Raw genomic sequence first — 26,489 nt, 5'->3', positions numbered from 1 at the left:
ATGAATTCTCTATTTCAACCCTTACTGAAGCAAAGTTTTAAAAGTAGCGGTGTGTATTTATTGATTATTGCGTTGATTCTCGCGATCAGCGCCACGACTGCACTCAAGTTTAGTAATGAACAAATTCAAAACGCCGTAGCGTTGCAAGCCGCTGAGATGTTAGCAGGGGATTTGGTTCTAACTGACAGTGAAAAGCTCGATCCGAAATGGAAAGCACAAGCGACAGCGCTTGATTTAAAACAATCCGAAGTCACTGTCTTTAGTTCGATGGCATATACTAATGATCAGTTTGTTATGGTCAATGTCAAAGCCATCGATAAAGCCTTCCCTCTGCGTGGAGAGTTACGCATTCAGCCTGCTGCGAAGCATATTGCTTCAGGTGAAGTGTGGTTGAGTCGGCGTGCTTTGGATTTGCTACAGGTCAAATTGGGAGATCAACTCAATATTGCAGATGGCGTGTTTAAGATTACAGGCTTGATTGAGCATGATTCCAATCAGGAGTTAGGTTTTTCTGGTTTCTCGCCAACGGTGATTATTTCAGAAGCGGATATTGCCAAGACCAATGCCATACAAGTCGGTAGTCGCATTGACTATCGTCTACTGATGGCAGGGACAGCACAAAATACTCAGCAGTTTGAAGCAAATTTTAAGAAGCAAAATGTAGCGTCTGAAGAGATCAATGCGACAGCTCAAAGTCCTAATGCGGAAGAAGCACAAAACAGCTTACGCTTACGCAATGCCAGTGAGGGTAATACCCGTTTAATGAAACCGATTGAAAATTTGGACACATTTTTGCAGTTGGCGAATATCTTAACGATTTTGCTGTGTGGAATTGCGATTGCTTTGACCAGTCAGCGTTTTGTGCAACAAAACCAAGATCACATTGCGCTATTACGCTGTATGGGGGCGGCGAAGTCACAAATTCTCTGGGCTTATCTCAGTTTGTTGGGTGTAGTGTTCGTGCTCGCTATGCTGGTCGGGAGTGTTGTGGGAGTGGGGTTGGGTTATGGCCTGTTACAGTTGATGTTACAACTGATACCACACTTAAGTATTGCTTTTTCAGCGTGGGATATGCTGCTCGGGCCGATTCCGATTGCCATGTTGACCAGTGTCGTAGTACTACTGGGTTTTGTCTTGCCTAGTTTTTGGGAACTGTTGAATACTCCACCGATCCGTGTCATTCGCAGTCAAGAAAAATCAGTTTCGTCTATGTTTTGGATGTTACTTACAGGCACGGCAAGTCTGGTACTGTTTAGTATCGTTCTGACTGAAAACATAGTACTGACAGCCATGGTGATTGGGGCAATTATCATTCTATGTGCAGTGTTATATGTTGTGGTCTGGCTGAGTTTGAAGTTCCTGCGTAACTTGAAAAATGCAGTTTCTGCCTATGTCCGCATGCCTTACCAAACTGCGTTTCAGATTACAGCTTTGGCTTTGGGACTCAGTTTAATTACGGTCTTAGCCGTGCTACGAACCGATTTGTTAGAGCGTTGGCAACAGCAAATTCCTGTAGGAACGCCGAATCAGTTTGTATATGGTTTACCGCCTTTTGACATGCCTGAGTTAAAAGCGAAAATTGAACAAAACCATTGGAACAGTACGCCGCTCTATCCCAACATTCGTGGCAGGCTGATTGCCAAAAATGGACAGCCTTTTGCTAAGGATTTGGTGAAGCAAAATAATTCCTTACGCCGTGAATTAAATTTGACTCAAGCAGACCGTTATCCTAAAGACAATGTGATTGTCTCTGGAGTATCAAAACTCACAGCAAAAGGACAAGTTTCAGTAGAAGCTAATACCGCAACAGAGCTTGGGATAAAAGTGGGGGATCAACTGACCTTTAGCTTACCTGAGGGTGTCATTCATGCCAAAGTAGCAAACTTACGAACTGTAGAATGGGAAAGTTTTAGCCCAAACTTCTTCTTTATTTTTGCGCCCCAAACTATGGATGAAAATGCGGGCAGTTATTTGGGCAGTTTCTATGTGCCTGCGTCAGACAAAGCAAAATTGGTCAGTATCATTCAACAATTTTCCAATACCGTCTTTATTGATGTCAGTTTAATTTTAGATGAAATTAAGCGCATCGTGACGGTACTGGTACAGATTGTCACGATCCTTGCAGTTTTAGTGAGCATTTCGGGCATTTTGGTTTTAATTGCTTGCCTGAACTTACTTATGGATGAGCGTAAACGTGAAGTCGCATTGTTGCGCTCATTTGGGGGGGGCAAGCAAAAACTTAAAACTATGCTTAGCTTAGAAATTGGCTTTATTGGTTTTATGGCGGGTGTGGTTTCTTGTTTGTTTGCTGAAGCGATAAGTGCGGTCGCATGTTATCGCATGGGCTTAGCCATTCAGCCACACTGGGAAATCTGGCTCATTTTACCGCTCTTTATGACTGTACTTTGTGCGTTGATTGGGCGCTATCGCTTAAGTTATTTGAGTGATATTCCACCCTTACAAAGTTTGAGAGAGATCAATCAATCGTGATTGACCTCTTAATGCGTGAAGAATTGAATTTTAGAAATTGAGTTGTTGGCGCATCATCATTAATACTTCAGACCATAGGGGCTGAATGTGGGTTATCAGGTTTTGGCAGTGTAAGTAAAACCAATACGAGCCGAAGGTCGCCAGAACAAGGCTCAGTGGCATAATCCAACGCTGTTGTGTCTTTTGGGAGAGATACCAAAGTGCCGCCAAAACAGCACCCATCAACATGCCGCCAATATGTGCGGCATTGTTAATCCCTGTAATCATAAAGCCCATGGCTAAGTTGATTCCCATCACAATGAGTAAAGTCTTTTTATCTAAAATAAAACGTTGCTGTGGGAGCATTGGCAGTAGTGATAGAACAGTCAGTGCTGCACCCAACCCCATGACGGCACCTGAAGCCCCTGCACCGACACGCGGCAAGAGTTCAGGATTTGCTAAACCCATACGAATTAGTTCATAACTGTCTTGAATGGCAATATAACCACTGAGCAAGCTCCCCATGAGACCAGCAAGAACATATAGCGCAAGAAAATAGACACGCCCAAACATTTGTTCCAGCACACTGCCAAAAATATACAGCGCCCACATGTTTAACATCAGGTGAACCAAGCCAAAATGAAAGAACATACTGCTCAATAAACGTATCGGTTCAGCCAAGAAGGTAAGTGGTGCATAGTCTGCTCCCCAGCGGATGGCATCCGCCGTGCTTGGATTGCTGACATCCATGCCATGCAGGACTTGCCAAAAAAACAATCCAACATTGATGGTAATAATGAGGGCGGTAATCCGCCATAAATGCACGTCGAATTTTGTTTTGATTTGCGGAGGTGTAAGCTCGGTCATGCTATTCTTGCTAAAATTTTGCTATATTTGCCCAAGCTTAGCATGAATAAAAATGATTTTTGGAGTAAGCCACTGGCATGAAAGTTTTTATTGTTCGTAGTTTGTTAGTCGTTATCAGCTTCGTGCTTTTGGTACAGTTGTGGATTTTTGCAAGCCTCGCGTGGTGGCGTTACAAGCCAGTGGAAACCACCATGTTTATGCGGATTGATTATTGGTCTGAGCCGTCTAAACCCATTCAACACGAATGGCGTGATTATGATGAGATCAGTGAATACATGAAAAAGGCCATTGTTGCGGCTGAAGACGGCAAATTTATGCAACATCATGGTTTTGACTGGGACGGGATTCAAGCAGCACTTGAACGTAATAATGACACGGGCAAAGTTGTTGCCGGTGGTTCAACAATTTCTCAGCAATTGGCCAAAAACTTATTTTTATATAACAAGCGTTCATTCATTCGAAAAGGTCAAGAAGCTGTTGCAACGTGGATGATGGAGCGGATGTGGAGCAAAGAACGCATATTAGAGGTATATCTGAACTCGGTAGAGTTTGGCGATAATATTTATGGCATCGAAGCGGCTACCCAACACTACTTTGGTAAAAGTTCACGTAGCTTAAGCCGAGAGCAGGCGGTCTTTTTAGCGGCTATTTTGCCCAATCCGAAATACTACCAAGACCATCAAAATGACCGTAAGTTGCAAAACCGTGAGCGCATGATTCGAAAGTATATGCGCTATAGCGATATCCCTTAATTTGATTGATGTGAAAAAGCCCAAATTTATGGGCTTTTTTTTATGAAATTGTCACAAAATTGAAGCATACTTATCATGATAAAACGCATTCAAATAATCAAAGGTTAGCTATGAATACGGCAGCAAGCACATCTCCGATACTACAACCTGAATACGCGTATAACGATCGCTATATTAACCGTGAGTTATCGATATTAGATTTCCATTTACGTGTATTGGAACAAGCCGTAGATCCTTTACATCCGCTGTTAGAACGGATGAATTTCTTACTGATTTTTTCACGTAACTTAGATGAGTTCTTTGAAATTCGTGTTGCGGGTGTCATGGAACAGTTGAATCTGGGTAATGAAAGCCGTAGCCCCGATGGCTTAACCCCGCGCCAAGTCCTCGACCAAATTTCCCAAACCGCACATGCCGCAATTGAGCGTCAGTATCGTATTCTCAATGATGAAATTCTGCCAAAATTGCGTGAGGAAGACATTTGCTTCTTACGCCGTGGGGAACTGACACCTGCACAGTCTTCATGGGTGAAGAAATATTTCCAAGAACAGGTCGCACCTGTTTTAACGCCGATTAGCCTTGACCCTGCGCATCCATTTCCGCGTTTAGTGAATAAAAGTCTCAACTTTATTGTGACTTTGGAAGGGAAAGACGCATTTGGTCGTCAGATTGATTTGGCCGTTGTTCCTGCACCACGTTCATTGCCACGTGTGGTGCGCTTACCTGATGAACTCACAGGTGGAAAAGAGCATCATGTGATGCTTTCAGCGATTATCCATGAGCATGTTTCTGACTTGTTCCCAGGGATGACCGCAACTGGCTGTTATCAGTTCCGTGTCACACGGAATGCTGATTTAGCGCTTAATGAAGATGTGGAAGACTTAGCCAAAGCACTGAAAGGTGAGTTAAGTTCACGTCGTTTCGGACGTGCGGTACGTTTGGAAGTTACCCAAAACTGTCCAGAACATATTTATAACTACTTGCTAGATGAATTTGATCTGCATCAAGAGCAGTTGTATAAAGTCGAAGGACCTGTGAACTTGGCGCGTTTATTGTCCAATTTTAAACGCCCACATCTACGTTATGACGCGCATATTCCAGTTATTCCTAAAGTGCTGAAAAAGTCGGAAAGCATGTTCTCCGCCATGCAGAAGCAGGATATTTTATTACATCATCCGTTTGAATCTTTCGCACCTGTGATTAACTTGTTGCGTGAAGCGGCACGTGACCCACAAGTGTTGGCGATTAAGCAAACTCTCTACCGCAGTGGTGCAGACTCTGAAATTGTACAAGTTCTAGCAGAAGCAGCGCGTAATGGTAAAGAAGTTACCGCGGTGATTGAACTACGTGCGCGTTTTGATGAAGAATCAAATATTGAAGTGGCAAATGTGCTACAAGAAGCTGGCGCAGTGGTTGTTTACGGTATTGTAGGTTATAAAACTCATGCCAAAATGATTCTTGTGGTACGCCGTGAAAATAATAAACTCGTTCGTTATGTGCACTTGGGAACGGGTAACTACCATGCGGGTAATGCACGAATTTATACCGACTATGGTTTGCTCACAACCGATAAAGAGTTGTGTGAAGATGTACATCGTATTTTCCAAGAATTGACAGGTATGGGGAAAATGGCGAAGCTGAAAAAGCTACTCCATGCACCGTTTACGCTCCATACTCAACTGATTAACTTTATTGATGATGAAATTGCCAATGCGAAAGCAGGTAAGAAAGCGCAGATTATCGTGAAAGTGAATGCACTAACTGAGGTGCAACTGATCAATAAGCTGTATGAGGCATCGCAGGCAGGTGTACAAATTGATCTCATTATTCGTTCAATTTGTTGTCTACGCCCAGGCTTGCTGGGGCTTTCGGAAAATATTCGTGTACGTTCGATCGTTGGGCGTTTCTTAGAACATACCCGTGTTTTCTATTTTAGTAATAATGGCGATGCGCGTATTTATGGTTCGAGTGCTGATTGGATGGATCGAAATCTATTTAATCGTGTTGAGGCCTGTTTCCCAATTGAAGATCCAGCTTTGAAGAAACGTATTTATCAGCAAGGGTTGTTGACTTATTTGCAGGATAATCAACAAGCTTGGTTATTACAGGGTGATGGAACATGGCTTCGTGCGACACCTGCAGAAGGCGAAACTGAGCATAATGCACAGCGTTATTTGCTAGATGTGATTAAATAACTTTAGGGATTGTGCTTGAGTCTACAAAAGATTCAGGCATAAAAAAGGAGTCATGTTTGACTCCTTTTTTATGCACTAAAATAAGCTTAGTGCAGATCTTGAGTAATTTTTTGCAGGATTTGTAATAGCACATCAAATTCGCTTTGTAGTGGGGTGCTTTTACGTGTTACCAAAGCCAATATGCGGCTTGGAGCAGCTTCAATTTGTTTAACCATCAAATCTGGATTCGCTTTAATCATATTGGTATGAATTGCGATTTCTGGTAATAAGGTAAAACCAAGGTCAGCCGATACCATTTCTACAAGGGTCGGTAAAGAACTTGCTTTTAAACGATGGTCATTCTTACGTTCACCAATGGGGCAAGCACTTAAAGTGTGGTCACGTAAGCAGTGGCCTTCTTCAAGCAACATTAAACGCGAAAGGTCTAAGTCATCCAGCGATTTGGCTTGGCTTGCGATATCTGATTTATTACAGACCAAAAACAAACTTTCTTTTGCGACTTCAGCAACTTTTAAGCCACGAGTATCAAAAGGTAGAGCCAAAACGACCATGTCTAAATTGCCATGTTCAAGTTTTTCTACAATTTTCTCACTTTGCGCTTCGTGCAAATGTAGTTGAATTTTAGGGAGTTGCTTATGCACTTCATCTAACAATTGCGCCAGAATAAATGGCGCAATAGTTGGAATAACACCTAGATGTAAATCACCCGTTAAAGGCTCACTCATTTCTCGACTTAAACGCATCAGGTCTTGAGCATCTGCCAGTAGAACACGAGCACGAGCAACGACTTGCTCGCCTAGAGGAGTTAAGCGCACATTTTGGCGATCACGCTCTACAAGTACGCCACCGAGTAGGCGTTCAAGTTCCATAATCCCGCCCGACAAAGTCGATTGGGTTACAAATGAACGGCGTGCAGCTTCAGTAAAATGCAGCGTTTCTGACAGTGTAACGAGATATGACAGCTGTCTTAAGGATGGTAATGCAGCCATAGTGTCCTAATGATTATGATTTAAAGTGTTGTGCAAATAATTCGCTAAGATTTGGAATGAAGTGCGGTGGGATATCATGCCCCATTCCATCAATTAATTCAAATTTAGCGCCCATAATTGCCTTCGCAACGGCCTTTCCGTGACTAGGCGGGAGTAAACGGTCTCGCGAACCGTGCACCACAAGGGTCGGCTGTTGAATCTGTTTGTCCAGTTGCAATAAAGAACCTGTACATAATATTGCTAAAAACTGTTGAAGTACACCCGCAGGGTAATAACTTCGGCGATATAATTTGCGAGAAGTCTGAATTGACTCGATTGGATTGTGATAATCAGGTGAGCCAATAAGCTTAAACACTTTCAAAGAGTGACTGACAATTCCTTCTTCATCGGTCGATTCAGGTCGACCAATTAGACTAAAGAGTTGCTTTGGAAAAGGTGGTGGCAGTAAAGGTTGATTGTTACTGGTGAACATCAGGCCGAGCTTTTTGACTTTTTGTGGATGACGCGCTGCTAGAATTTGTCCAATCATACCGCCCATGGATGCGCCAATCACATAGCTTTCATCCAAACCTAAACGGTCTAAAAGCAGTGCCACATCATCAGCCATGTCGTATAAGTCATAAGGTGCACCACGGTTATCTAAACCTAAAGCAAAACGTCCCATTAGTTTGAGGGTATTTAAGCGTGGCCCTTGATGTCTAATTTTTGAAGATAAGCCAATATCACGGTTGTCAAAACGAATAATACGAAACCCTTGATCAATCAGAGATTTACAGAAGAAATCAGGCCAAAATAACAGCTGTGCTCCTAAACCCATGATTAAAACAATAGTCGGATGATGGTCTTCGCCACCGATTTCCACATGGAGTTCAATACCATTGCCTAAGTCGACTTTAGTTTCGCGCATGAAAGAGGTATAGGGTGAAAGATTATATTGTAGTGCGCTGTTCATTATTGTAATCCTCACATAAAGGACATCTATTGTTATAAATGTCCTTTTATTTAAACTCTAAACCTGTGCTGGAATCAAGTCTGGAACCAGTTTTGTTAATGCTAAACGTTGTTTTGCTGCAGTTGCGCCGAGCAATACGAAGCCACGAAGAGTACCTTGACTGTCTAAGGCTTTGGCAATCATGCCATCGTCTAACTCTTCAGTTTCCCAGTTTACCTCTGCATCAATTGGTGCAGGTAAAACAGTGAGTGGCGCAGCGGGCGTTTTAACCGCTACAGGCATAGCAGGGTAATGCACCGCAGTGGTTTCGCCATTTAAGGTTTTCGCTAAAGCACGTGCTTGCTGCATGATCGGCATGACATAAGGTAGCAAGAGTCCATTGACCTCAGCACAATCTCCGACGGCGTAGATATTTGACTGATTAGTCTCAAGTTGTGCGTTGGTCAAAATACCACGACTGGTTTGAATATCCGCTTCTTTTGCCAGAGAAATGCTCGGTTGTAAGCCAATGGCAGATAAGACTACATCTGCGACCAAAGACTGACCATTGGCCAAGGTCACTACATAGTCACCATTTTCAATTTTTGAAACTTTTTCAACTGTGGTGCCAAGGACAAAATGAATACCCGTTGCTTCAAGGTTTTCTTTAAAAGCACTCGAAACATGCGCTGGCAATAAACGGCCCAAAGGTTGGTTTGCTAAGTCGATGACGGTAGCTTGATGGCCTGTATGTTGTAAATCATTGGCAAATTCGCAACCGATAAGACCTGCACCTAAAATGACTACACGTTTATCTGCACGTTTATCAAGTTGTGCACGGAAGGTTTTATAGTCGTCAAGATTGTTTACAACTTGAATGTCATTGCTTCCATCGCCCGCAATCGCTAAGCGAATTGGGTTTGCACCTACCGCTAAAACCAATTGAGAGTAGGGCTGGGTAGATTCAGCGCCATCTTTTATAACGGTTAACAGCTGTTGTTCAGCATGAATCTCTTTCACCCAAGTATGCGTGGCAATCTGCATTTTCAGTTGTGTTGCCATTTTCTCTGCATCACCCAAAGCAATTTGTTCAGGCGCTTTGTTGGCAACAAAGGCATTGGACAACGTTGGTTTGGCATAGTTAGTCGCATCATCTGCACATAGCATAAGCAGCTCTTGTTCAGGGTTCAGCTTACGAAATTCACGTGCTACAGCATAGCCTGCCATACCTGAGCCAATGATGACGATGGGATGCATAAGGTTCTCCAGAGATTATTTTAAAGACGTAAAAAAAGACCATACTGCATGGTCTTTAACACTATGAATTAAATTTCAACCATTTCAAAATCGATTTTTGAAACGCCACAATCTGGGCAAGTCCAATCGTCAGGGATATCGTCCCATTTTGTTCCAGCCACGATGCCATCTTGCGGCCAACCTTCTGCTTCGTCATAAATCCATCCACAAACGATGCATTGATACTTCTTCATTTGACTCTCCAAAACGCTGAACAAGAAAGGGTTCAGCAAAATAATCCATTACGCAAGCTGCTACTCATCTGAGTGGTTAGCATACTTCGCTAGTCTAAATTTTTACGCAGTTCTAATACGAATGTAAAGTAAATATCGGAGTTTAATGACTGAATCTATCTACTAAAAGCGATGATCAGGACAAAACGTATCATTTAAAACCAGATCGTATTTTGCAAAAGAGCGAAAGATGTAGATGATTACAAGTCAAAAAGATGCGTTTTTCAATTGGCTAGTCTTTTAAAATACTTAAAAATATAGACTATGGTCGTGCTGTAAATGCAGCATTAAATTGCTATTTTATTATTGAGTAAATCTATAACTAATATTTACTAAATAAATGATTTAATTTAAAACAATAACTTAGAGGAATATATTGATTATTCAGTCGACTGCATTACCAGTACTTGACTGTTTTTTTGACAGATAAAGTTGTAAAATTCATCTATTCCTTTTCAAATTTTATTGATCTCCTATGAACAACTTGTCTACAACGTTGTGGTCGCACATTCGTACGGTCCAAGATTTTCCAAAACCTGGGATTTGCTTCTTCGATTTAACGCCATTGTTTATGAGCAATATTGAGCCTTTAACCGATGCGTTAATTGCAAGTATTCCTGAGGAGCAGTTAGCGGAAGTAGACAGTTTTGTTGCTGTAGAAGCGCGTGGCTTTGTACTTGCAAGCTTGCTTGCACAACGTTTGGGCAAAGGTTTATTGCTGGTACGCAAAGCAGGCAAGCTGCCACCACCAGTCGTGGGTGTGGGTTATAGTTTGGAATACGGTTTAGACCGTTTAGAAATGGCAGCCAATACGCCATCGCAAAAAGTGATTATTGTGGATGATGTTTTAGCGACAGGCGGTACTTTAAAAGCCGTTAAACAGCTGGTGGCAAAATGTAATCATGAAGTACTCGGTGCTAGTATTTTTCTTGATTTGCCTGATTTGCATACTGACTTAGGTTTAACGATTTGGTCAGTGTTAGATGACAAATCGAAACCAGAATCTGTTGCGGCATAAGCAGATAAAAAAGCCTTGGAAACTCCAAGGCTTTTTTATTTATACAAATATTGTTGTTCTAGATGTTCAATCAGTTGATTAATATTTTCTGGTTTAAGTAGTCGGTGATGTCCACCTTCAACTGCTTGAATCAACATATAATTTTCTAAAATTTCCTGTGCTGCATACATATCGATTAATTCATCTCCCAGCTCCAAATAGGCCACTTGCGGTACATTGTGATCTAAGTCAGTATCATTAATGCTCGGGTAATCATCGCGAAAGTCAGGGGCTAATCGTGGGTTGGCTATCACACATGGAATTTGATGAAGCAGGGACATTTTCAATGCCCAATACGCACCAATACAATGCCCAACAATAATCTCAGGTTTTATTTTTTCAATAATATCGTCGTAGAAACTAGCTACGGTAGAAAAATTGAGATAGCGATAATCGATATCGATACAAAATTTCTGCTTTGCATCAATGGCATGGAATTTAGTGGACTCGCGCGAGGAGTCTAATCCATGCAAAAACAAAATTTTAGATTCGCATCTGCTCATGATTTATCATTCAATTAAAAATACTCAATTATTTTATGAGTGGAAAAAGTTTACTTTTCCACGATTTATAGTACCCATTGTAGAGGGATTAACAGTGAAAAGAAGTTAGCTTTTGGTCTAAGAAATAGACAGACCTTTTATACGGTGGGTGTCTTAGCTCTGAAATAAACAGGATGTATACTTTTTTATATACCTCGCGGTTTTTGATGATGCTCATTCGTCTGGAATTCTGCTATGCTATGTAACTTCCGTTTTTTAATACATATACGAGGCAGAGATGACGCAACAAAACGCTCAATCGACTTCTGAACAAGCCATTTCCGAAAACGATTTAATTGCACAGCGTCATGCCAAGTTAAAGCAGATTGAAGATCAAGCCAAACAAGCGGGCACTAGCCCATGGCCAAACACGTTTAAACGTGAACATTATGCGCAAGACTTACAAGATCAATTTGCAGACAAAAGCAAAGAAGAAATTGAAGCAGCAGAGCATGTTTATGTGTCAGTAGCGGGTCGTGTGATGTTGAACCGTGGCTCATTCATCGTGATTCAAGATATGACGGGTCGTATCCAGTTATATGTGGCGCGTAAAGAATTAGCACCAGAAACTTTAGAAACCATTAAGAGCTTAGATCTTGGCGATATTATCGCGGTGAAAGGTTATATCGGTCGTTCAGGTAAAGGTGATCTTTATGTGCATATCGAACATTTTGAACTTTTAACCAAGTCGCTTCGTCCGCTTCCAGATAAATTCCATGGTCTAAATGACACTGAAGTTAAATATCGTAAGCGTTATCTTGACCTGATTGTGAATGAAGAAACACGTAAGACTTTTGAAATTCGTGCCAAAGTGGTTTCAGGCATTCGTGCGTTCTTAACTGAACAGCGCTTCATGGAAGTAGAAACACCAATGATGCATGTGATTCCTGGTGGAGCGTCAGCGCGTCCATTTGAAACACATCATAATGCTTTGGATATGCCACTTTTCTTACGTATCGCACCTGAGCTTTACTTGAAGCGTTTGGTTGTTGGTGGTTTTGAGCGTGTGTTTGAAATTAACCGTAACTTCCGTAACGAAGGTGTTTCGACGCGTCACAACCCAGAATTCACCATGATTGAATTCTATCAAGCTTATGCAGACTATAAAGACTTGATGGAACTGACTGAAAATATGCTTGAACGTTTAGCACTCGACATCTTGGGTTCAACAGATGTGCCTTATGGTGAAGAAGTGTATAGCTTCAAAGGCCCATTCAATAAAATCTCGATGTTTGATGCCATTCTTGCGCACAATCCACAGTTCACACCTGAAAATGTCAATGATCGTGAGTTCTTGGCAAAATTTGTGCAAGAAGAACTGAAAGAGCAAGTAAAACCAGGTTTTGGTTTGGGCAAACTTCAAACCATCGTATTTGAAGAGACTGTTGAAACGCAGTTACGTCAACCGACTTTCATTACAGAATATCCAGCTGAAACTTCGCCATTGGCACGTCGCAATGATCATAACCCACACATTACGGACCGTTTTGAGTTCTTTATTGGTGGCCGTGAACTTGCGAATGGTTTCTCAGAGTTGAATGACCCGATCGACCAGGCTGAACGTTTCCAAGCTCAGGTTTCAGAAAAAGACGCAGGCGATGATGAAGCAATGCACTATGATGCAGACTTTGTTGAAGCGCTTGAATATGGTTTACCTCCAACAGCAGGTGAGGGTATTGGTATTGACCGTTTAGTCATGTTATTTGCTAATGCAGCAAGTATTCGTGATGTAATTCTGTTCCCACATATGCGTCATAAAAACTAAGTTTGATATGAACATAAAAGCCCGCATTATTGCGGGCTTTTTATTGATCTTTACAACATTACTAAATAGAAAAGCTTGAAAAAAAGAGATAAAAAAAATAAGGTAACACTTAGCTTTAAGTCCTGAGAATAAAACGGAATGTTTCTAAAAAAAACACTTGCAATTGCTGTGCTAATGGGTGCAACAACGAGTATCTTTGCTCAAGGTCTCGTTTTAAATGATCAAAATTTAAGAACGGATCTAAACTGGTTAAATCAGCAGGGTGTGATTCAAATTAGCACATCTACATGGCCAATGAGCGGTGATGAAATTCAAAGAGTATTGTCTCAGGCTAAAGTAGCGACTCCTGCTCAGCAGAAAGTTATTGAGTCAGTGCGAGCTCATCTCGATCGTGAGAACGCGATGTTTAAAGCGCGTTTATTTGCAGAGAGTGACCAAAAACAAATTCCGCAGGCTTTCGGGGATCAAGAAAAAGCACAGTACCAAGCAGGTTTGGAATTTAATGCTGGTGGTGAAAACTGGGATGTTCGCCTTAGAGTGAATGGAGAAAAAGACCCACAAATTGACAACGATCAAGACGTTAATGTTGAAGGATCTTACATCGCTGGGAAATTGTGGAATCAATGGTTGATTGCTGGCCAGATACCGACATATTGGGGGCCTGGTCATGATGGGAGTCTTCTACGAGGTGATGCGAGTCGCCCAGTCTATGGGTTTACCGCCCAGCGTGCAGATCAATCAGCTTTTGAAACAAAATGGTTGTCATGGATTGGCCCGTGGCAATATCAAGCATTTGCAGGTCAATTGGATGACTACTCAGCCATTCCAGATACAAAATTAGTAGGTCTACGTATTACAGCTCAGCCTCTTCCTTATTTAGAATTGGGTGCCTCCCGTGCATTTCAGTGGGGGGGAGAGGGGCGACCAGAAAGTTTTAGCTCATTCTGGGATGCCATTATTGGAAACAAGGATAATGGCGGTACAGGAGAACCAGATCCATCTAATCAGGTTGCTGGATTTGACGCTCGATTAAATTTTCAGCAGTTTTTGAATATACCTATGAGTCTGTATGGTCAATATGTAGGTGAAGATGAAGCTGGTGGTTTACCTTCTAAAAAAATGTATCTTGCTGGCGTGGATTATTCGTCATCTTTTAAAAACATGCCTTATCAACTTTATACAGAATGGGCCGATACACGTACCAACGGTGATGCGCTAGGGGTTTCATATAATCATACAACTTATACTGATGGTTACTATCAGCATGGTTTCCCGTTAGGTCATGCTATGGGTGGAGATGGTGAAATGGTATCTGTGGGGGGAGATATTCGATTCGATACAATGAACCGTCTAAATGGTCGATTATTATTTGCGAAAGTTAATCAATCTGGTCGTACTACCAATGTAGCCTTTCCTGAAACGGATGATATTAAAGCTATCGATTTAACTTGGTCACATTACATGAGACCATATCTACCAGTCAAAATTAATGGTTGGTTCAGTGATTCTGACTTACATGGTAATGATGCGGGTGCATCGATTGGTATAGAAATACCTTTGGATAAGCGCGTTTTTCATTATTAATATTTGAGAGATAGAACCCGCATTCATTGCGGGTTTTTTATGTTCTACGGATTAATCCGAGGGTAATTAGAATCCACATTTTTGGTTATGATGTTGATATTGAAAACCAATAAACTCGACTAAATCGAGATTTTTCGTCTTTTAGGCTAAGATTTGTTGAATTAGATGCACAGACCGTAAATTAAAGTGATTTAGGTATTTGTTGATGTATTCCCCAGTAGAAAACTAGAGGGGGAATCGATGCGTGGATTGGTAAATTGGCTTCATACTTTGAATGAAGCCGATGTAATATCTAGGTTTATTTTAAATGTTAGAGTTGTTGAATAAAACTAATAGGGCTTATCAATTTTGTTTTATATGATGTTTTTGCATATAAATATAATAAAACAAGCAATAGTGTGTATAACTAAATCTTTATAATGCATATATATTTTTACATGTGTAATAAGTACACGATTTTTGTGAGTTGGTGCTGTCAATGTCATTAAATGAGGAAAGACTTACTCATCTTAAACAGCTTGAAGCTGAGAGTATTCATATTATCCGCGAAGTAGCTGCTGAGTTTGAAAACCCAGTGATGCTTTATTCTATTGGTAAGGATTCAGCAGTCATGCTGCATCTGGCGCTCAAAGCGTTCTATCCTGCCAAGCTTCCATTTCCGCTTCTACATGTAGACACGGGCTGGAAATTTAAAGACATGATTGCTTTCCGCGACAACATGGCAAAAACACATGGCTTTGATTTGATCGTACATCAAAACAAAGAAGGGAAAGATGCAGGCATTAACCCATTTGACCATGGTAGCTCAAAATATACCGACATCATGAAAACCCAAGGCTTAAAACAAGCGCTTGATAAATATGGTTTTGATGCGGCATTTGGTGGTGCGCGTCGTGACGAAGAAAAATCACGTGCGAAAGAGCGTGTTTATTCATTCCGTGACTCGAAACACCGTTGGGACCCAAAAAACCAGCGTCCTGAACTTTGGAATCTTTACAACGGTAAAGTAAACAAAGGTGAAAGTATTCGTGTATTCCCTTTATCAAACTGGACTGAGCTTGATATTTGGCAATACATTTACTTGGAAAGTATTCCATTGGTTCCACTTTATTTAGCTGCAGAACGTCCTGTGGTTGAGCGTAGTGGCACACTGATTATGGTTGATGATGAACGTATGCCTTTAAAGGAAGGCGAAATTCCACAAATGAAATCGGTACGTTTCCGTACACTTGGTTGTTACCCACTTACGGGTGCAGTTGAGTCAACGGCAAATACCCTACCTGAAATTATCCAAGAAATGTTGCTTGCAACCAGCTCTGAACGCCAAGGTCGTATGATTGACCATGATGAAGCAGGCTCGATGGAAAAGAAAAAGCAAGAAGGTTATTTCTAACTGTTGATAAATCTCTCCCAACCTCTCTTTTTCTAAGAGAGGAGAAAAGCCCTTCTTTTGTAAAGGGGAAAGTCTCCCTTAACAAAGGGAGATTTTGAGGGATTAAAGAGATTAAAACCGATTTCTAAAGAATATGTGGAGTTTTGAGCAATGTCTCATCAATCAGAACTGATTAGCCAAGATATCTTGGGCTATCTAAAACAACATGAAAATAAAGACCTATTGCGTTTTTTGACTTGCGGTAATGTCGATGATGGTAAGTCAACTTTAATTGGTCGTTTGCTTTACGATTCAAAATTGATTTATGAAGATCAATTGCAAGCGGTGACACGCGACTCTAAAAAAGTCGGTACGACAGGTGATGCTCCTGACTTGGCACTGCTTGTAGATGGTCTACAAGCTGAGCGTGAACAGGGTATTACCATTGATGTAGCTTATCGTTATTTCTCAACTGAAAAACGTAAGTTCATCATTGCTGACACACCAGGGCATGAGCAATATACGCGTAACATGGCGACTGGCGCGTCGACGTGTGATCTTGCGATTATCTTGATTGATGCGCGTTATGGTGTACAAACTCAGACACGTCGTCATACATATATTGCAAGCTTACTTGGCATTAAGAACATTATTGTTGCGATTAACAAAATGGACTTGGTGGAATTTTCTGAAGCACGCTTCAATGAAATTCAAACTGAGTATGCAAGTTTTGTCGCACAATTGGGTGATCGTCAGCCAAGCAACATTATCTTTACGCCTATTTCAGCATTGAATGGCGATAATGTAGTGAATAAATCACCAAATACGCCGTGGTACACGGGTGAAACGTTGATGGGTACGCTAGAGTCGGTAGAAATTAACCGCAGTTCAGTGACCAATGATTTCCGTTTCCCTGTGCAATATGTAAACCGTCCAAACCTCGACTTCCGTGGTTTCTGCGGTACGGTTGCGCTGGGTGATGTATCAGTAGGCGACAAAATCGTGGCTTTACCATCAGGTAAGTCATCAACGATCAAAGAAATTGTTACTTATGATGGTAACTTAGAGCGTGCCGTTGCAGGTCAAGCGGTGACGTTGACGCTGAATGACGAAATTGATATTTCACGCGGCAACGTACTTGTACGTGCAGATCAAAAGATGCCAGAAATTTCACGTTCAGTGAATGCTACTGTGGTCTGGATGGCAGATCAACCACTGGTGATTGGTAAGCTTTATAACTTAAAAGTAGGCACGCAAACTGTTCCTGCAAAAGTAACTGCAATTAACTACCGTACCAATGTCAACACATTGGAAAAGGTGCAAGTGGATAGCCTTGAGCTGAACGCCATTGCCAATGTCACCGTTGAGTTTGATGCGCCTGTGGTATTTGATCGTTACCAAGACAGCCGTTATACAGGTTCGTTTATCTTCATCGACCGTTTAAACAACGTGACGATTGGTGCGGGTATGGTGGAAGAGTCTGTGGAATGGTCTGCTCATAGCAACCCTGTCACAGCGGAAGACCGTGCTGCACGTTTAGGTCAAAAACCTGCTGCGGTAACTGTATCTGTGAAAGCACTTGAAAATGCACAAGTACTTGAGAACTTGTTAATTCAACAAGGTGTGGTTGCGATTGCGAAAGCTGGTTTAACTGCTGATCAGGTTGCGCTAGTACGTGAAACAGGTGTGGTTGTGGTGACTGACCTTGTAGACGGTACGGATGTCTCATTTACGCAAGATGCGGTTGAAGAGCTGGCTGAAAAAATTGTGGAATTGGTTCGTCTGTAACTGATTGAGCGAATTTGAAAAGGAACCCACCGTAAGGTGGGTTTTTTAATTTTATGTTAGGTGTCTAAATATTAGTCAAATAAATAATGTGATATTTCAATAAAAATTGAGTGCTATAGAATACCTCTTTTGTAAAGGGGTTTTATGAAAAAAATAATATTATTTATTGGTTTATCTTTAACTTTGGGTGTTAATGCTAAACAGATCACCCAAAGTGATGAAGCGATTAAGCAGAAAATTATTCAACAATCGATACAAGCGTATTCGGAGAATTGTCCTTGTCCTTACAATACTGCAAGAAATGGAAGTCGGTGTGGTAAGCGTAGTGCTTACAATCGAGTAGGTGGTGCTGCGCCACTGTGTTATCCAGAAGACGTGAGTGATCGTATGGTAAAAGAATTTAAAGGGCGAGCGTAATTTAAGTTCGATTTACAAGGTTTGGAAAATGAAAGAAAACCTGCGGAGATACAGGTTTTCTATTTGGTATTGATTGTGGAGGAATGAGTTAAGATTAAAAATATTTAGATTTCTAATTAACAGGCTTTATGAAGAAGGATTATTGTCTTTGTTTAATCGCTTCTTCAACTTATTCACATAGCGTTTAAATGGCCACGTAAACTGCTTCACAAAACTGTTAGGAATTTTATAGCCCACTGTACCATATACACTGGCTAAATGATTGGGCATATAAATTGACTTAAAAATCACGTCATAAAGGGGGATAAAGGCAGCATAGTTTTTATCAATCGCAGGCTTTTCAGAAGAATGATGCCAGTGATGGAATTCAGGCGTTGCGATTAACCAGCGCAGATAGGGAAAGCGGAAACGTACATTGGAGTGAATAAAAATGGCATGGAAAGAAATAAAGACCAAATAAGCAAAGACTGCAGAGGTATGAAAGCCTAACAAGAAAATTGGTAAAGTTGCGATAAAACGAGTCATTAACACTTCAACAATGTGTAAGCGTGAAGAGGCTAGCCAGTCCATTTGTTCGGTTGAATGGTGAATGGCATGAAAGCGCCATAAGAAATTCACTTCATGCATCGCACGATGTAACCAGTAGGTGGTGAAGTCCACCACAATCAATAGCTCAATAAACTGCAACCAGATAGGCTGCGCTTGTACATAAGGCACTATTGGGTTATTGGGAATATGCGTAATCCAATATTGAATAGGCATAACCGTTAAAAACGAAAAAAGCTGAATGCCAATATGGCTAAACATGAAATATTTCATGTCTGTGACCCAGCCGACGCGCAGGATTTTCTGTTCAGTATTTTTTGCAAAGAATCCTTCAAGCGGGATAAAAACCAAAGCAAGGATGATTAAGGTAATAACGAAATAATCAAAACCTGCATAAAATGGTAGCGTAGGCAGTGTCGGTGCTTTGATTAAGCCACAACCTAAAACAGCTGCCAAAATGGTGATACACAAACCATAAAAACCATATTTATTCTGTTTAATGATCGCACTGTAGGTACCAAAACCAGCACTGACAACAATACCGAACAGTAGGGTATAGTAGAAAACATCATAGTGTTTGCTATATAGCGGGCGTAGTTCTGGTGTGGTGAACACAGTTGGAAATAAAAAGCATAAAGCAGCAAAAATACCCAAAAGGCCTAAGGAAACAGAAAGAAATGCACTGATCTTGCCTTGCCCAGCATTGAGTTGTAGGTTTTCAAATTTTTTTCTGAGTTGATCTGTCATTCTAATTTAATTCTGAATTTTAGGATATTTGTTAGAGTTCACTTGAGGAGGGGGAGCATGCAACATAGGTTAAATTTTAGCGGTATTGCAACTGTTCAGCAATCTTATCTAAAAATATCGAATAATCCTTCCCGGTTACCCATTTTATCTTAAATTAAATTTTGATGTTCTATTTCAGGATTTGAGGTTGCAATCATTAAAAATTTGATTAAGATATATCTTAATTATTTAAAGTTCTATCTTATGTATGGCTAAAGCACAAAAAGTTGAACCCTTTACTGATTTGGAAATAGCGCCAGTATTACGTAAGCAGCGCCGATTTGAAGCGGGTCAGATGAAACTTTTAGCCTTGCATCTCATTTCATTCGCACCTAAATATGGCTATGACCTCATAAAGGAGGTGGGTGAAATTGTGGGAGGGGGGTATTGCCCAAGTGCAGGAACGATCTATCCAACCTTGAATTATTTAGAAGAGCAACTGTTTGTTCAGGTAGAGTTAGATGGTACTGAACGCAAGCAATACCATATAACGGCCTTCGGTTTGGAACATCTTGAGGCTGAGCAAGCAAACGTAGAAAAGATCTTGTCTCGTTTCGATATGAGGAAACAAATTCAAAATAATGAACAATATCTTGATATTAAACGTGCTATGGAAAATCTCAAAGCTTCCCTAAAGCTCAAGATACAACACAGTGAGCTGAGCGCTGAACAAATTCGTGCTATTGCAGAACATATCGATCAAGCAGCGGTGAATATTGCACGTCTCTAGGAGAACACAATGAAACAACATCGTTATGAAGTTACACTCAAACATATTGCTGATGCGCAAGGTAACCCGTCGACCTATGCTGATACTTTGAGTTTTAACACCTATAACCACGACGACATTTTTAAAGTGTTAGAGATGATTCAAAGCAGTCAAATGCTGGATGATGAAGCTGCAAAATCATTTGCTGTTGGCTTAAAGCTCTTTAGTGAAGTGATGCTGGAGCATAAAGAGCTTCCATTATTTAAAGATTTCATGCCTCAGTTCGGGCAATTTATGAAGGCGTTAAAACAAACCATTAAAACGCCAAGCTAAAGCTAATTTATATTTATTCAGGTCGATTATGTTCAACACGCTCCCCAAAATTCATATCAAACACTTAAATTGGTTAATGCCTTTATTGCTTTCAGGTCTAATGAGTGGTTCTATTTCTGCTTTTAACTTACTGCTAAATAAAGGCTTAGTGCATAATTTCTTCCAGCTTTGGCTCAAAAGTTGGAGCTTATCTTGGTTAATTGCATTTCCTCTGATTATGGTATTTTTGCCTCTGGTTCGTAAATTTCTAATGCAGTTTGTATCTTTGTCTGATCAGACACGCAACTGAATACCTGTGCTTTTCATCTGGTCCTAATGGTTTTAAGTAATGTTTGAGAGGGATGTCAAATGCAGTCACATTCATGTCGCAGCTTGCTTTTTATATCAATGATCAGCGCTATCACGCAGCAAAATAGTCTTCAGACTATACATAAGTACGGTATTCTTCATTTCAATTTATTTCTATGATCAAATAGGTCTATGAAACTTGAAAAATATTGCAAGAGTTAGGAATAAATCATGTCACAAACAACGATGCAACAGGTCATTATTACAGAGCCGGGTGATGTGGATAAGCTGGCATATGAAACAGTGACGATCCCTGAAGCGAAAGTAGATGAGGTGTTGGTTAAGGTCCATGCGTTTGGTATTAACCGTCCAGATATTTTACAGCGCCAAGGGTTATATCCGATGCCACCTGGCGTAACACAAGTACCGGGGCTTGAGGTTGCAGGTGAGGTTGTTGCAGTTGGAGCTGAAGTTACCCAGTTTAAATTGGGAGATAAAGTTTGTGGTTTAACCAATGGTGGTGGTTATGCAGAGTATTGCGTGGTTCCACAAAGTCAAACTTTACATATTCCAGCAAATGTAAGCTTTGTGGAAGCGGCGGCTATTCCTGAAACCTTTTTCACGGTCTGGGCCAATGTGTTTCAAATGGGTAAAGCCAAAGCAGGGGAAGTGGTGTTGGTACATGGTGGAACCAGTGGTATTGGTACGACAGCACTCATGCTATGTAAAGCATTGGGCATTAAAACCTTTGCAACCGTAGGTAGCGATGAAAAAGTGCAAGCCATTGCGAATTTGACAGATGCCATCAATTATAAAACGCAAGACTTTGAGTACGTGATCAATGAGAAAACGGAAAATGCTGGTGTTGATGTCATTTTAGACATGGTAGGTGCACCGTATTTAGAAAAGAATTTAAACTTGCTCCGTCGCGATGGACGTTTGGTTTATATTGCCTTTTTAGGGGGGGCGAAGGCGAAAGAGGTTAAGTTGGGTCAAATTATGATGAAGCGCTTAACCATTACAGGTTCGACCATGCGTGCACGAAATACGGCTGAAAAAGCTGAAATTGCGCAAGGTTTACAAGATTATGTAGCACCACTATGGGCGAAAGGCGAGTGCTTGCCAATGATTTATCAAACTTTTGACTTTGATCAGATTCAAGCAGCGCATGCGTGTATGGACACGGGTGAACACGTGGGTAAAGTTGTGGTAAAAATTCTGTAATATTTCTATAGTATAAAAAGTAGAGCTGACCTAGTGTCAGCTTTTCTTTTATCTAAAATTTTCCAAAAAATAAAAATAATGCACTGAAAACAGAAAATAATTTAACAAAGATTAAAAAATGATAACTGTTCGACACAACCTGTCAAAACTGTGGTGTAAATTTTCAACTAAATTTAAACCTGACAAATTTACGTGGTTTTAAATGAAAAATAAAACAGAAAAGAGGGTTGTCATGAAAATTTTATCGACATCATATACACATGCGCATGGTTTCCGTGCACTCAAGCGATTGCATAAGGCGGTTATCTATAATAGTGTTTTACCTGATGACTTGCACAAGCTGTATAAAGCCTTAATTCATTTTGAGCGCTATATAGAGCGATTAGCGCATCAGCAAACTGCTGTAAAAAAGAAGAAATCTAACAAACATTGATCACCTTAGTTGATAAAAACATGATATAGCTTTAAAGCTAATCGTTTGTCTTTTACTTAATACTATTCAGTTACTTATATTGAATATAATGCTTAGGCATTTAACTATAAATAAAGACGCAACATTGATTGTGCAGCGAGGGTAATATGAAGCGTAAAGCTTCAACGCATGAACGCCTTGCGGAGCGTTTAGCAAATATTTTGACTAAATTAAATACTGGGTATCAATTGGGGGTTGCAGAACTAGCACATGAATTTCAGGTGAGTACGCGGACGATAGAGCGAGATTTTGATCGTCTCAATACGTACTTGCCTTTACTTCAAGATGAATATACCAAGAAGTACTTTTTAGATCCTGTTTATCTTGGGCGCTTTAAGCTACAAGACATTCAAAACTTTGCGCAGCTTTCTGGAATCAGTGAGCTCTATCCATCTCTAGATATGTCTTTTCTACGTGGCCTGCTTGATGAGAGAGCGAATCAAGTTTTCTCTGCTAAAGGCTATTATTATGAAAATGCACAGCAATTTGCTGAACATTTTCAGGTTTTTGCGGGCGCGATTCATAAGCGTCAAAAAATTAGTTTTATTTATAATGATCGATTGCGCCATGTTGACCCGTATCGATTAATTCATCATCAGGGGAGTTGGTATTTGGCCGCAGCTGTTGGTGATGAATTACGTGCTTATCGTTTAAGTAAAATAAATCAAGTGGTTGTACACGAGTCGGAAATTTTCGAGCACCATTTAGAGGTTTTAACTCAATTAGAACATAGTGATGGAATTTGGTTTGCAAAGCATAAGCAAACGGTGAAAATATCGGTCCGACCTGAAGTTGCCTTATATTTTAAGCAACGTTTGTTATTGCCAGAGCAACAAATCGTACGAGAAGATGCATCGGGTAGTTTATTAATTGATTGCCAAATTTGCCATGAAATGCAGCTTTTACCTTTGGTGCGTTATTGGATTCCATACATTAAAATTATTGAGCCAACTCATTTTCAAGAAAAATTAGAACAAGATCTGCAACATTATTTATTACCACCCTTATAGTGATAAGCGAATGGGGTATTGTTTCTAAGAGGGTTAATGTGCTCTCTTTTTTTGCGCATTGTATTATGACTTTTCTGTAGACATAAAAAAACCAGCTTAACGCTGGGTTCTTTATATGCACCATACTTAGAAGTATAAGAATGGTGCCCGAGGCCAGACTCGAACTGGCACGCTTTGTGGGCGGGGGATTTTAAATCCCCTGTGTCTACCGATTTCACCACTCGGGCTTTAACAAGATGGAGGCGGAGGTCGGAATCGAACCGGCGTCCACGGAGTTGCAGTCCGCTGCATGACCACTCTGCCACCCCGCCGCGTCTTGTTGATGCGTATATTAGCAAGGTCTGAAAAAAAAACAATAGTGCTTTCATTCATATGCGCATAAAAACAGCATATAGCGAAAAATATTTAAAATTATCATGTATTATGTGCAAAATTGATTCATATCAACACTTGGAGATGTGCCGTGGCATTAGTTTTAGATGGTCGTGCATTGGCAAAACAAATTGAAGCTGACTTGTTAACTCGCGTTGAAGCGCTCAAAGCAAAATCAGGTCGTACCCCAATTCTTGCGACAATTTTGGTGGGTGACGATGGTGCATCTGCAACTTATGTGCGTATGAAAGGAAATGCCTGTCGCCGTGTTGGTATGGACTCACTTAAAGTTGAACTGCCAAAAGAAACCACCACTGAACAATTGTTGGCAGAAATTGAAAAACTGAATGCAAATCCAGATGTTCACGGTATTTTGCTTCAACATCCAGTGCCAGAACAAATTGATGAGCGTGCATGTTTTGATGCAATCTCTCTTACAAAAGATGTGGATGGTGTAACGTGTCTTGGTTTTGGTCGTATGGCTATGGGTGAAGCAGCATATGGTTCTGCGACGCCTGCCGGTATTATGACTATTTTGCAAGAAAACAATATTGAAATTGCTGGTAAACATGCCGTTGTTGTTGGTCGTTCTGCAATTTTGGGTAAACCAATGGCTGCGATGCTACTTCAAGCCAATGCGACCGTAACGATCTGTCACTCACGTACTCAAAACTTAGCAGACTTTGTAAAACAAGCCGATATTATTGTAGGTGCGGTCGGTAAGGCGGAATTGATTCAAAAAGATTGGATTAAACAAGGTGCAGTAGTGGTTGATGCTGGTTTCCATCCACGTGATGGTGGTGGTGTAGGTGACATTCAATTGGTCGGTATTGAAGAAGTGGCTTCTGCTTATACACCAGTTCCAGGTGGTGTTGGCCCAATGACCATTACGACATTGATTCGTCAAACGGTTGAAGCGGCTGAGAAGGCTTTAGGTTAATTATTTAAAGTAGTCTAATACTTCCTCAAAGCGAGTATTGGATACACGATAACGTCATTCGCTGTTGTTTGAGCTAAGACTTTATTATTTAATGTTTCTGCGACTATTTTAAATAGATGGTGGCATTTAACGCGTTCAGCGAATGACTATGGTTTTGCCTACTTTTGCCAAAACAAAAGTAGGTCTAGCCGAAGGCTAATTCCTCAATCCAAACTTTAGCTGCAAGACCCCGCAGTAAAAGCATAAAAGTACTCAATGACTTATGACTTGTACTTTCCAATTCCCCAAAGCCCCAGATCATTTACTTCAAGCCTTGCATGAGGTGATTCCAAATTGTGAGCTTTTAGCTCAGCAACTTCCTGAGACACCCATTTCACTGTGGCTCATTCCTCCAGTATTTCCAACCGATAAACTGGATGATGAAATCATTCGTCGTATTTGGAATGAAACACCATATTGGATCTTTTGTTGGGCTTCAGGCCTAGCCATGGCACAGTGGCTACTGGCAGAGCCTCATCATGTCAAAGATAAGGTGGTCTTGGATTTTGGTGCAGGTTCAGGTGTGGTGGCGATTGCAGCCAAAATGGCGGGCGCAAAACGCGTGATTTGTTGCGATATTGATGTAATTAGTTTAGATGCTTGCCGTGCTAATGCGGAACTAAATAATGTAGAGCTAGAGTATTTGGATGACTTATATCAATCAGAACAGGTCGATGTTTTATTGGCTGCCGATGTTTTATATGATCAATGTAATCGATTTTTTTTAGATGAGTTTTTAAAGTTTGCACCCGAGGTTTGGGTAGCAGATAGTCGTGTTAAAAACTTTAGTCATCCGCAGTACATGAAGCTTGACGAGCGTAGTGCTACAACATGGCCAGATCTAGACGAGTCACCAGAGTTTCGTAACGTAAGTTTTTATCGAACTTTAAATGTTGAAAAAGGGCACTAAGCCCTTTTTTTACATTTGGAGGTATTAAGAACAGGTATAGCGCACAACATGTAGTGTGCTTGGTCGTGCTTCAAGTGATTCGCGTGTTGCAAAGTTTTCACCTTGGTGTAGGTCAGGTGTATTGCTTAAGCCAAAAGTTGCACGGGTTTGTCCAATTTGGCGTCCAAATTCAGGAACATCCGCTGCAGTGTTTGGAATTTCATTAATACTTAAAATTGACAATTTATAATTCTTTTGTGAGCCTAAAACTTTTTGGCAAGCACGTTGTAATTTGTTTTCATCGAGTTGCTGATTCTTACGAGCAGCAAGCGTATAAGCAAGAGTAGCACTCGATTCTGATTGATTTTCAATTTGATAACCAACATTACCATTGTATTGGCGAGGCGTGCTTTGACATGCAGATACTGCTAAAACAATACAAGTTAACCCTAAAAGTTTATACGTATTTTTCATATAAAAAGTTCCTAACATTATTCTTGTACTTAGTATGCCATACACAAGTGTAATTCACGATATTTCAATCAATCAAGTATCGGCAAAAAATTTGACTAGACGTAAAAAATGCCTTCATTCGAGAAGGCATTTTTTACGTCTAGTCTTATT

The 26,489-nt window shown here is 40.7% G+C and carries 25 protein-coding genes and 2 tRNA genes; 17 read left to right on the top strand and 10 right to left on the bottom strand.

Going from position 1 to position 26,489, the window contains the following annotated elements; translation table 11 throughout:
- Nucleotides 1–2,490, top strand: a complete 2,490-nt coding sequence (locus CDG62_RS14145; RefSeq protein WP_087527196.1) for an ABC transporter permease — start codon at nucleotides 1–3, stop codon at nucleotides 2,488–2,490.
- 30 nt (nucleotides 2,491–2,520) lie between these two features.
- Here CDG62_RS14145 and CDG62_RS14140 read toward each other — a convergent pair whose 3' ends face one another.
- Nucleotides 2,521–3,336: a rhomboid family intramembrane serine protease gene (locus CDG62_RS14140; RefSeq protein WP_087527197.1), complete on the bottom strand. Its 816-nt coding sequence runs from the start codon at nucleotides 3,334–3,336 to the stop codon at nucleotides 2,521–2,523.
- Nucleotides 3,337–3,413: 77 nt separating this feature from the next.
- Here CDG62_RS14140 and mtgA point away from each other — a divergent pair, with 77 nt between their 5' ends.
- Both mtgA and ppk1 read left to right on the top strand, forming a co-directional pair.
- A complete protein-coding gene (gene mtgA, locus CDG62_RS14135) occupies nucleotides 3,414–4,088 on the top strand; it encodes a monofunctional biosynthetic peptidoglycan transglycosylase (RefSeq protein WP_086208461.1) in 675 nt (224 codons plus the stop codon).
- A 110-nt stretch (nucleotides 4,089–4,198) separates the two neighbouring features.
- Nucleotides 4,199–6,283, top strand: coding sequence for a polyphosphate kinase 1 (gene ppk1 / locus CDG62_RS14130; RefSeq protein WP_087527198.1), 2,085 nt, complete (start codon nucleotides 4,199–4,201; stop codon nucleotides 6,281–6,283).
- 86 nt (nucleotides 6,284–6,369) lie between these two features.
- On the opposite strand, the gene oxyR is transcribed toward ppk1, so the two are convergent.
- The 4 genes from oxyR to rubA all read right to left on the bottom strand — a co-directional run bounded on the left by oxyR (nucleotide 6,370) and on the right by rubA (nucleotide 9,693).
- Entirely contained in the window at nucleotides 6,370–7,272 is a 903-nt protein-coding gene (oxyR, locus tag CDG62_RS14125) for a LysR family transcriptional regulator OxyR (RefSeq protein WP_004981021.1), read from the bottom strand.
- A 13-nt stretch (nucleotides 7,273–7,285) separates the two neighbouring features.
- Nucleotides 7,286–8,224, bottom strand: coding sequence for an alpha/beta fold hydrolase (locus CDG62_RS14120; protein WP_087527199.1), 939 nt, complete (start codon nucleotides 8,222–8,224; stop codon nucleotides 7,286–7,288).
- A 57-nt stretch (nucleotides 8,225–8,281) separates the two neighbouring features.
- Complete coding sequence (locus tag CDG62_RS14115) at nucleotides 8,282–9,460, bottom strand: NAD(P)/FAD-dependent oxidoreductase (RefSeq protein WP_087527200.1); 1,179 nt, start codon at nucleotides 9,458–9,460, stop codon at nucleotides 8,282–8,284.
- Between the two features lie 68 nt (nucleotides 9,461–9,528).
- Nucleotides 9,529–9,693 carry a rubredoxin RubA gene (gene rubA / locus CDG62_RS14110; protein WP_004694381.1) on the bottom strand — a complete coding sequence of 55 codons (165 nt, stop codon included), beginning with the start codon at nucleotides 9,691–9,693 and terminating at the stop codon, nucleotides 9,529–9,531.
- A 514-nt stretch (nucleotides 9,694–10,207) separates the two neighbouring features.
- On the opposite strand from rubA, the gene CDG62_RS14105 reads away from it, so the two are divergent.
- Nucleotides 10,208–10,750 (top strand): adenine phosphoribosyltransferase, encoded by a 543-nt coding sequence (locus tag CDG62_RS14105; protein ID WP_087527201.1) that lies wholly within the window; start codon nucleotides 10,208–10,210, stop codon nucleotides 10,748–10,750.
- Between the two features lie 35 nt (nucleotides 10,751–10,785).
- On the opposite strand, the gene CDG62_RS14100 is transcribed toward CDG62_RS14105, so the two are convergent.
- A complete protein-coding gene (locus tag CDG62_RS14100; RefSeq protein ID WP_010326266.1) occupies nucleotides 10,786–11,292 on the bottom strand; it encodes a YqiA/YcfP family alpha/beta fold hydrolase in 507 nt (168 codons plus the stop codon).
- 277 nt (nucleotides 11,293–11,569) lie between these two features.
- On the opposite strand from CDG62_RS14100, the gene lysS reads away from it, so the two are divergent.
- The 5 genes from lysS (at nucleotide 11,570) to CDG62_RS14075 (ending at nucleotide 18,257) form a co-directional block, all read left to right on the top strand.
- The gene (gene lysS, locus CDG62_RS14095) at nucleotides 11,570–13,096 is read left to right on the top strand and encodes a lysine--tRNA ligase (protein WP_087527202.1); all 1,527 of its coding nucleotides are present in this window, start codon (nucleotides 11,570–11,572) and stop codon (nucleotides 13,094–13,096) included.
- Nucleotides 13,097–13,234: 138 nt separating this feature from the next.
- A complete protein-coding gene (locus CDG62_RS14090; protein WP_087527203.1) occupies nucleotides 13,235–14,680 on the top strand; it encodes a capsule assembly Wzi family protein in 1,446 nt (481 codons plus the stop codon).
- 478 nt (nucleotides 14,681–15,158) lie between these two features.
- A complete protein-coding gene (cysD, locus tag CDG62_RS14085) occupies nucleotides 15,159–16,073 on the top strand; it encodes a sulfate adenylyltransferase subunit CysD (RefSeq protein ID WP_087527204.1) in 915 nt (304 codons plus the stop codon).
- Nucleotides 16,074–16,223: 150 nt separating this feature from the next.
- The gene (gene cysN, locus CDG62_RS14080) at nucleotides 16,224–17,840 is read left to right on the top strand and encodes a sulfate adenylyltransferase subunit CysN (RefSeq protein WP_087527205.1); all 1,617 of its coding nucleotides are present in this window, start codon (nucleotides 16,224–16,226) and stop codon (nucleotides 17,838–17,840) included.
- Between the two features lie 144 nt (nucleotides 17,841–17,984).
- A complete protein-coding gene (locus CDG62_RS14075) occupies nucleotides 17,985–18,257 on the top strand; it encodes a hypothetical protein (RefSeq protein ID WP_087527206.1) in 273 nt (90 codons plus the stop codon).
- A gap of 126 nt (nucleotides 18,258–18,383) precedes the next feature.
- Here CDG62_RS14075 and CDG62_RS14070 read toward each other — a convergent pair whose 3' ends face one another.
- Complete coding sequence (locus CDG62_RS14070) at nucleotides 18,384–19,550, bottom strand: sterol desaturase family protein (RefSeq protein WP_087527207.1); 1,167 nt, start codon at nucleotides 19,548–19,550, stop codon at nucleotides 18,384–18,386.
- 247 nt (nucleotides 19,551–19,797) lie between these two features.
- Between CDG62_RS14070 and CDG62_RS14065 the strand changes: the two genes are divergently transcribed.
- From CDG62_RS14065 to CDG62_RS14040, 6 genes are all read left to right on the top strand, one after another.
- A complete protein-coding gene (locus CDG62_RS14065; RefSeq protein WP_087527208.1) occupies nucleotides 19,798–20,319 on the top strand; it encodes a PadR family transcriptional regulator in 522 nt (173 codons plus the stop codon).
- Between the two features lie 9 nt (nucleotides 20,320–20,328).
- Entirely contained in the window at nucleotides 20,329–20,631 is a 303-nt protein-coding gene (locus CDG62_RS14060; protein WP_087527209.1) for a DUF3861 domain-containing protein, read from the top strand.
- 28 nt (nucleotides 20,632–20,659) lie between these two features.
- On the top strand, nucleotides 20,660–20,920 hold the full coding sequence (locus CDG62_RS14055) for a DUF2798 domain-containing protein (RefSeq protein WP_087527210.1): 261 nt from the start codon (nucleotides 20,660–20,662) through the stop codon (nucleotides 20,918–20,920).
- A gap of 230 nt (nucleotides 20,921–21,150) precedes the next feature.
- Nucleotides 21,151–22,143, top strand: a complete 993-nt coding sequence (locus tag CDG62_RS14050) for an NAD(P)H-quinone oxidoreductase (RefSeq protein WP_087527211.1) — start codon at nucleotides 21,151–21,153, stop codon at nucleotides 22,141–22,143.
- Between the two features lie 202 nt (nucleotides 22,144–22,345).
- Nucleotides 22,346–22,576: a hypothetical protein gene (locus CDG62_RS14045; RefSeq protein ID WP_416232130.1), complete on the top strand. Its 231-nt coding sequence runs from the start codon at nucleotides 22,346–22,348 to the stop codon at nucleotides 22,574–22,576.
- Nucleotides 22,577–22,722: 146 nt separating this feature from the next.
- A complete protein-coding gene (locus tag CDG62_RS14040) occupies nucleotides 22,723–23,625 on the top strand; it encodes a helix-turn-helix transcriptional regulator (protein WP_087527213.1) in 903 nt (300 codons plus the stop codon).
- Between the two features lie 141 nt (nucleotides 23,626–23,766).
- Here CDG62_RS14040 and CDG62_RS14035 read toward each other — a convergent pair.
- Both CDG62_RS14035 and CDG62_RS14030 read right to left on the bottom strand, forming a co-directional pair.
- Nucleotides 23,767–23,852: transfer RNA gene (locus CDG62_RS14035), tRNA-Leu, on the bottom strand.
- Between the two features lie 10 nt (nucleotides 23,853–23,862).
- Nucleotides 23,863–23,936: transfer RNA gene (locus tag CDG62_RS14030), tRNA-Cys, on the bottom strand.
- A 152-nt stretch (nucleotides 23,937–24,088) separates the two neighbouring features.
- Here CDG62_RS14030 and folD point away from each other — a divergent pair.
- On the top strand, nucleotides 24,089–24,937 hold the full coding sequence (folD, locus tag CDG62_RS14025; protein ID WP_087527214.1) for a bifunctional methylenetetrahydrofolate dehydrogenase/methenyltetrahydrofolate cyclohydrolase FolD: 849 nt from the start codon (nucleotides 24,089–24,091) through the stop codon (nucleotides 24,935–24,937).
- 262 nt (nucleotides 24,938–25,199) lie between these two features.
- Nucleotides 25,200–25,886, top strand: a complete 687-nt coding sequence (locus CDG62_RS14020) for a class I SAM-dependent methyltransferase (RefSeq protein WP_087527215.1) — start codon at nucleotides 25,200–25,202, stop codon at nucleotides 25,884–25,886.
- A 24-nt stretch (nucleotides 25,887–25,910) separates the two neighbouring features.
- On the opposite strand, the gene CDG62_RS14015 is transcribed toward CDG62_RS14020, so the two are convergent.
- The gene (locus CDG62_RS14015; protein WP_087527216.1) at nucleotides 25,911–26,339 is read right to left on the bottom strand and encodes a hypothetical protein; all 429 of its coding nucleotides are present in this window, start codon (nucleotides 26,337–26,339) and stop codon (nucleotides 25,911–25,913) included.
- Between the last annotated feature and the right edge of the window lie 150 nt (nucleotides 26,340–26,489).

Source organism: Acinetobacter sp. WCHA55, from assembly GCF_002165305.2.
Lineage (GTDB): Bacteria > Pseudomonadota > Gammaproteobacteria > Pseudomonadales > Moraxellaceae > Acinetobacter.
This window is presented reverse-complemented; position numbering and strand designations above follow the sequence as displayed.

Excerpts from the sequence above, each read along its gene's own strand:
- CDG62_RS14120 (WP_087527199.1), bottom strand. The coding sequence starts at position 8,224 with ATGAACAGCGCACTACAATATAATCTTTCACCCTATACCTCTTTCATG.
- CDG62_RS14105 (WP_087527201.1), top strand. The coding sequence starts at position 10,208 with ATGAACAACTTGTCTACAACGTTGTGGTCGCACATTCGTACGGTCCAA.
- CDG62_RS14100 (WP_010326266.1), bottom strand. The coding sequence starts at position 11,292 with ATGAGCAGATGCGAATCTAAAATTTTGTTTTTGCATGGATTAGACTCC.
- CDG62_RS14070 (WP_087527207.1), bottom strand. The coding sequence starts at position 19,550 with ATGACAGATCAACTCAGAAAAAAATTTGAAAACCTACAACTCAATGCT.
- mtgA (WP_086208461.1), top strand. The coding sequence starts at position 3,414 with ATGAAAGTTTTTATTGTTCGTAGTTTGTTAGTCGTTATCAGCTTCGTG.
- CDG62_RS14145 (WP_087527196.1), top strand. The coding sequence starts at position 1 with ATGAATTCTCTATTTCAACCCTTACTGAAGCAAAGTTTTAAAAGTAGC.
- CDG62_RS14115 (WP_087527200.1), bottom strand. The coding sequence starts at position 9,460 with ATGCATCCCATCGTCATCATTGGCTCAGGTATGGCAGGCTATGCTGTA.
- CDG62_RS14015 (WP_087527216.1), bottom strand. The coding sequence starts at position 26,339 with ATGAAAAATACGTATAAACTTTTAGGGTTAACTTGTATTGTTTTAGCA.
- cysN (WP_087527205.1), top strand. The coding sequence starts at position 16,224 with ATGTCTCATCAATCAGAACTGATTAGCCAAGATATCTTGGGCTATCTA.
- CDG62_RS14090 (WP_087527203.1), top strand. The coding sequence starts at position 13,235 with ATGTTTCTAAAAAAAACACTTGCAATTGCTGTGCTAATGGGTGCAACA.
- cysD (WP_087527204.1), top strand. The coding sequence starts at position 15,159 with ATGTCATTAAATGAGGAAAGACTTACTCATCTTAAACAGCTTGAAGCT.
- CDG62_RS14065 (WP_087527208.1), top strand. The coding sequence starts at position 19,798 with ATGGCTAAAGCACAAAAAGTTGAACCCTTTACTGATTTGGAAATAGCG.
- CDG62_RS14055 (WP_087527210.1), top strand. The coding sequence starts at position 20,660 with ATGTTCAACACGCTCCCCAAAATTCATATCAAACACTTAAATTGGTTA.
- rubA (WP_004694381.1), bottom strand. The coding sequence starts at position 9,693 with ATGAAGAAGTATCAATGCATCGTTTGTGGATGGATTTATGACGAAGCA.
- oxyR (WP_004981021.1), bottom strand. The coding sequence starts at position 7,272 with ATGGCTGCATTACCATCCTTAAGACAGCTGTCATATCTCGTTACACTG.
- lysS (WP_087527202.1), top strand. The coding sequence starts at position 11,570 with ATGACGCAACAAAACGCTCAATCGACTTCTGAACAAGCCATTTCCGAA.
- ppk1 (WP_087527198.1), top strand. The coding sequence starts at position 4,199 with ATGAATACGGCAGCAAGCACATCTCCGATACTACAACCTGAATACGCG.
- CDG62_RS14045 (WP_416232130.1), top strand. The coding sequence starts at position 22,346 with ATGAAAAATAAAACAGAAAAGAGGGTTGTCATGAAAATTTTATCGACA.
- CDG62_RS14050 (WP_087527211.1), top strand. The coding sequence starts at position 21,151 with ATGTCACAAACAACGATGCAACAGGTCATTATTACAGAGCCGGGTGAT.
- CDG62_RS14020 (WP_087527215.1), top strand. The coding sequence starts at position 25,200 with ATGACTTGTACTTTCCAATTCCCCAAAGCCCCAGATCATTTACTTCAA.
- CDG62_RS14040 (WP_087527213.1), top strand. The coding sequence starts at position 22,723 with ATGAAGCGTAAAGCTTCAACGCATGAACGCCTTGCGGAGCGTTTAGCA.
- CDG62_RS14075 (WP_087527206.1), top strand. The coding sequence starts at position 17,985 with ATGAAAAAAATAATATTATTTATTGGTTTATCTTTAACTTTGGGTGTT.
- CDG62_RS14140 (WP_087527197.1), bottom strand. The coding sequence starts at position 3,336 with ATGACCGAGCTTACACCTCCGCAAATCAAAACAAAATTCGACGTGCAT.
- CDG62_RS14060 (WP_087527209.1), top strand. The coding sequence starts at position 20,329 with ATGAAACAACATCGTTATGAAGTTACACTCAAACATATTGCTGATGCG.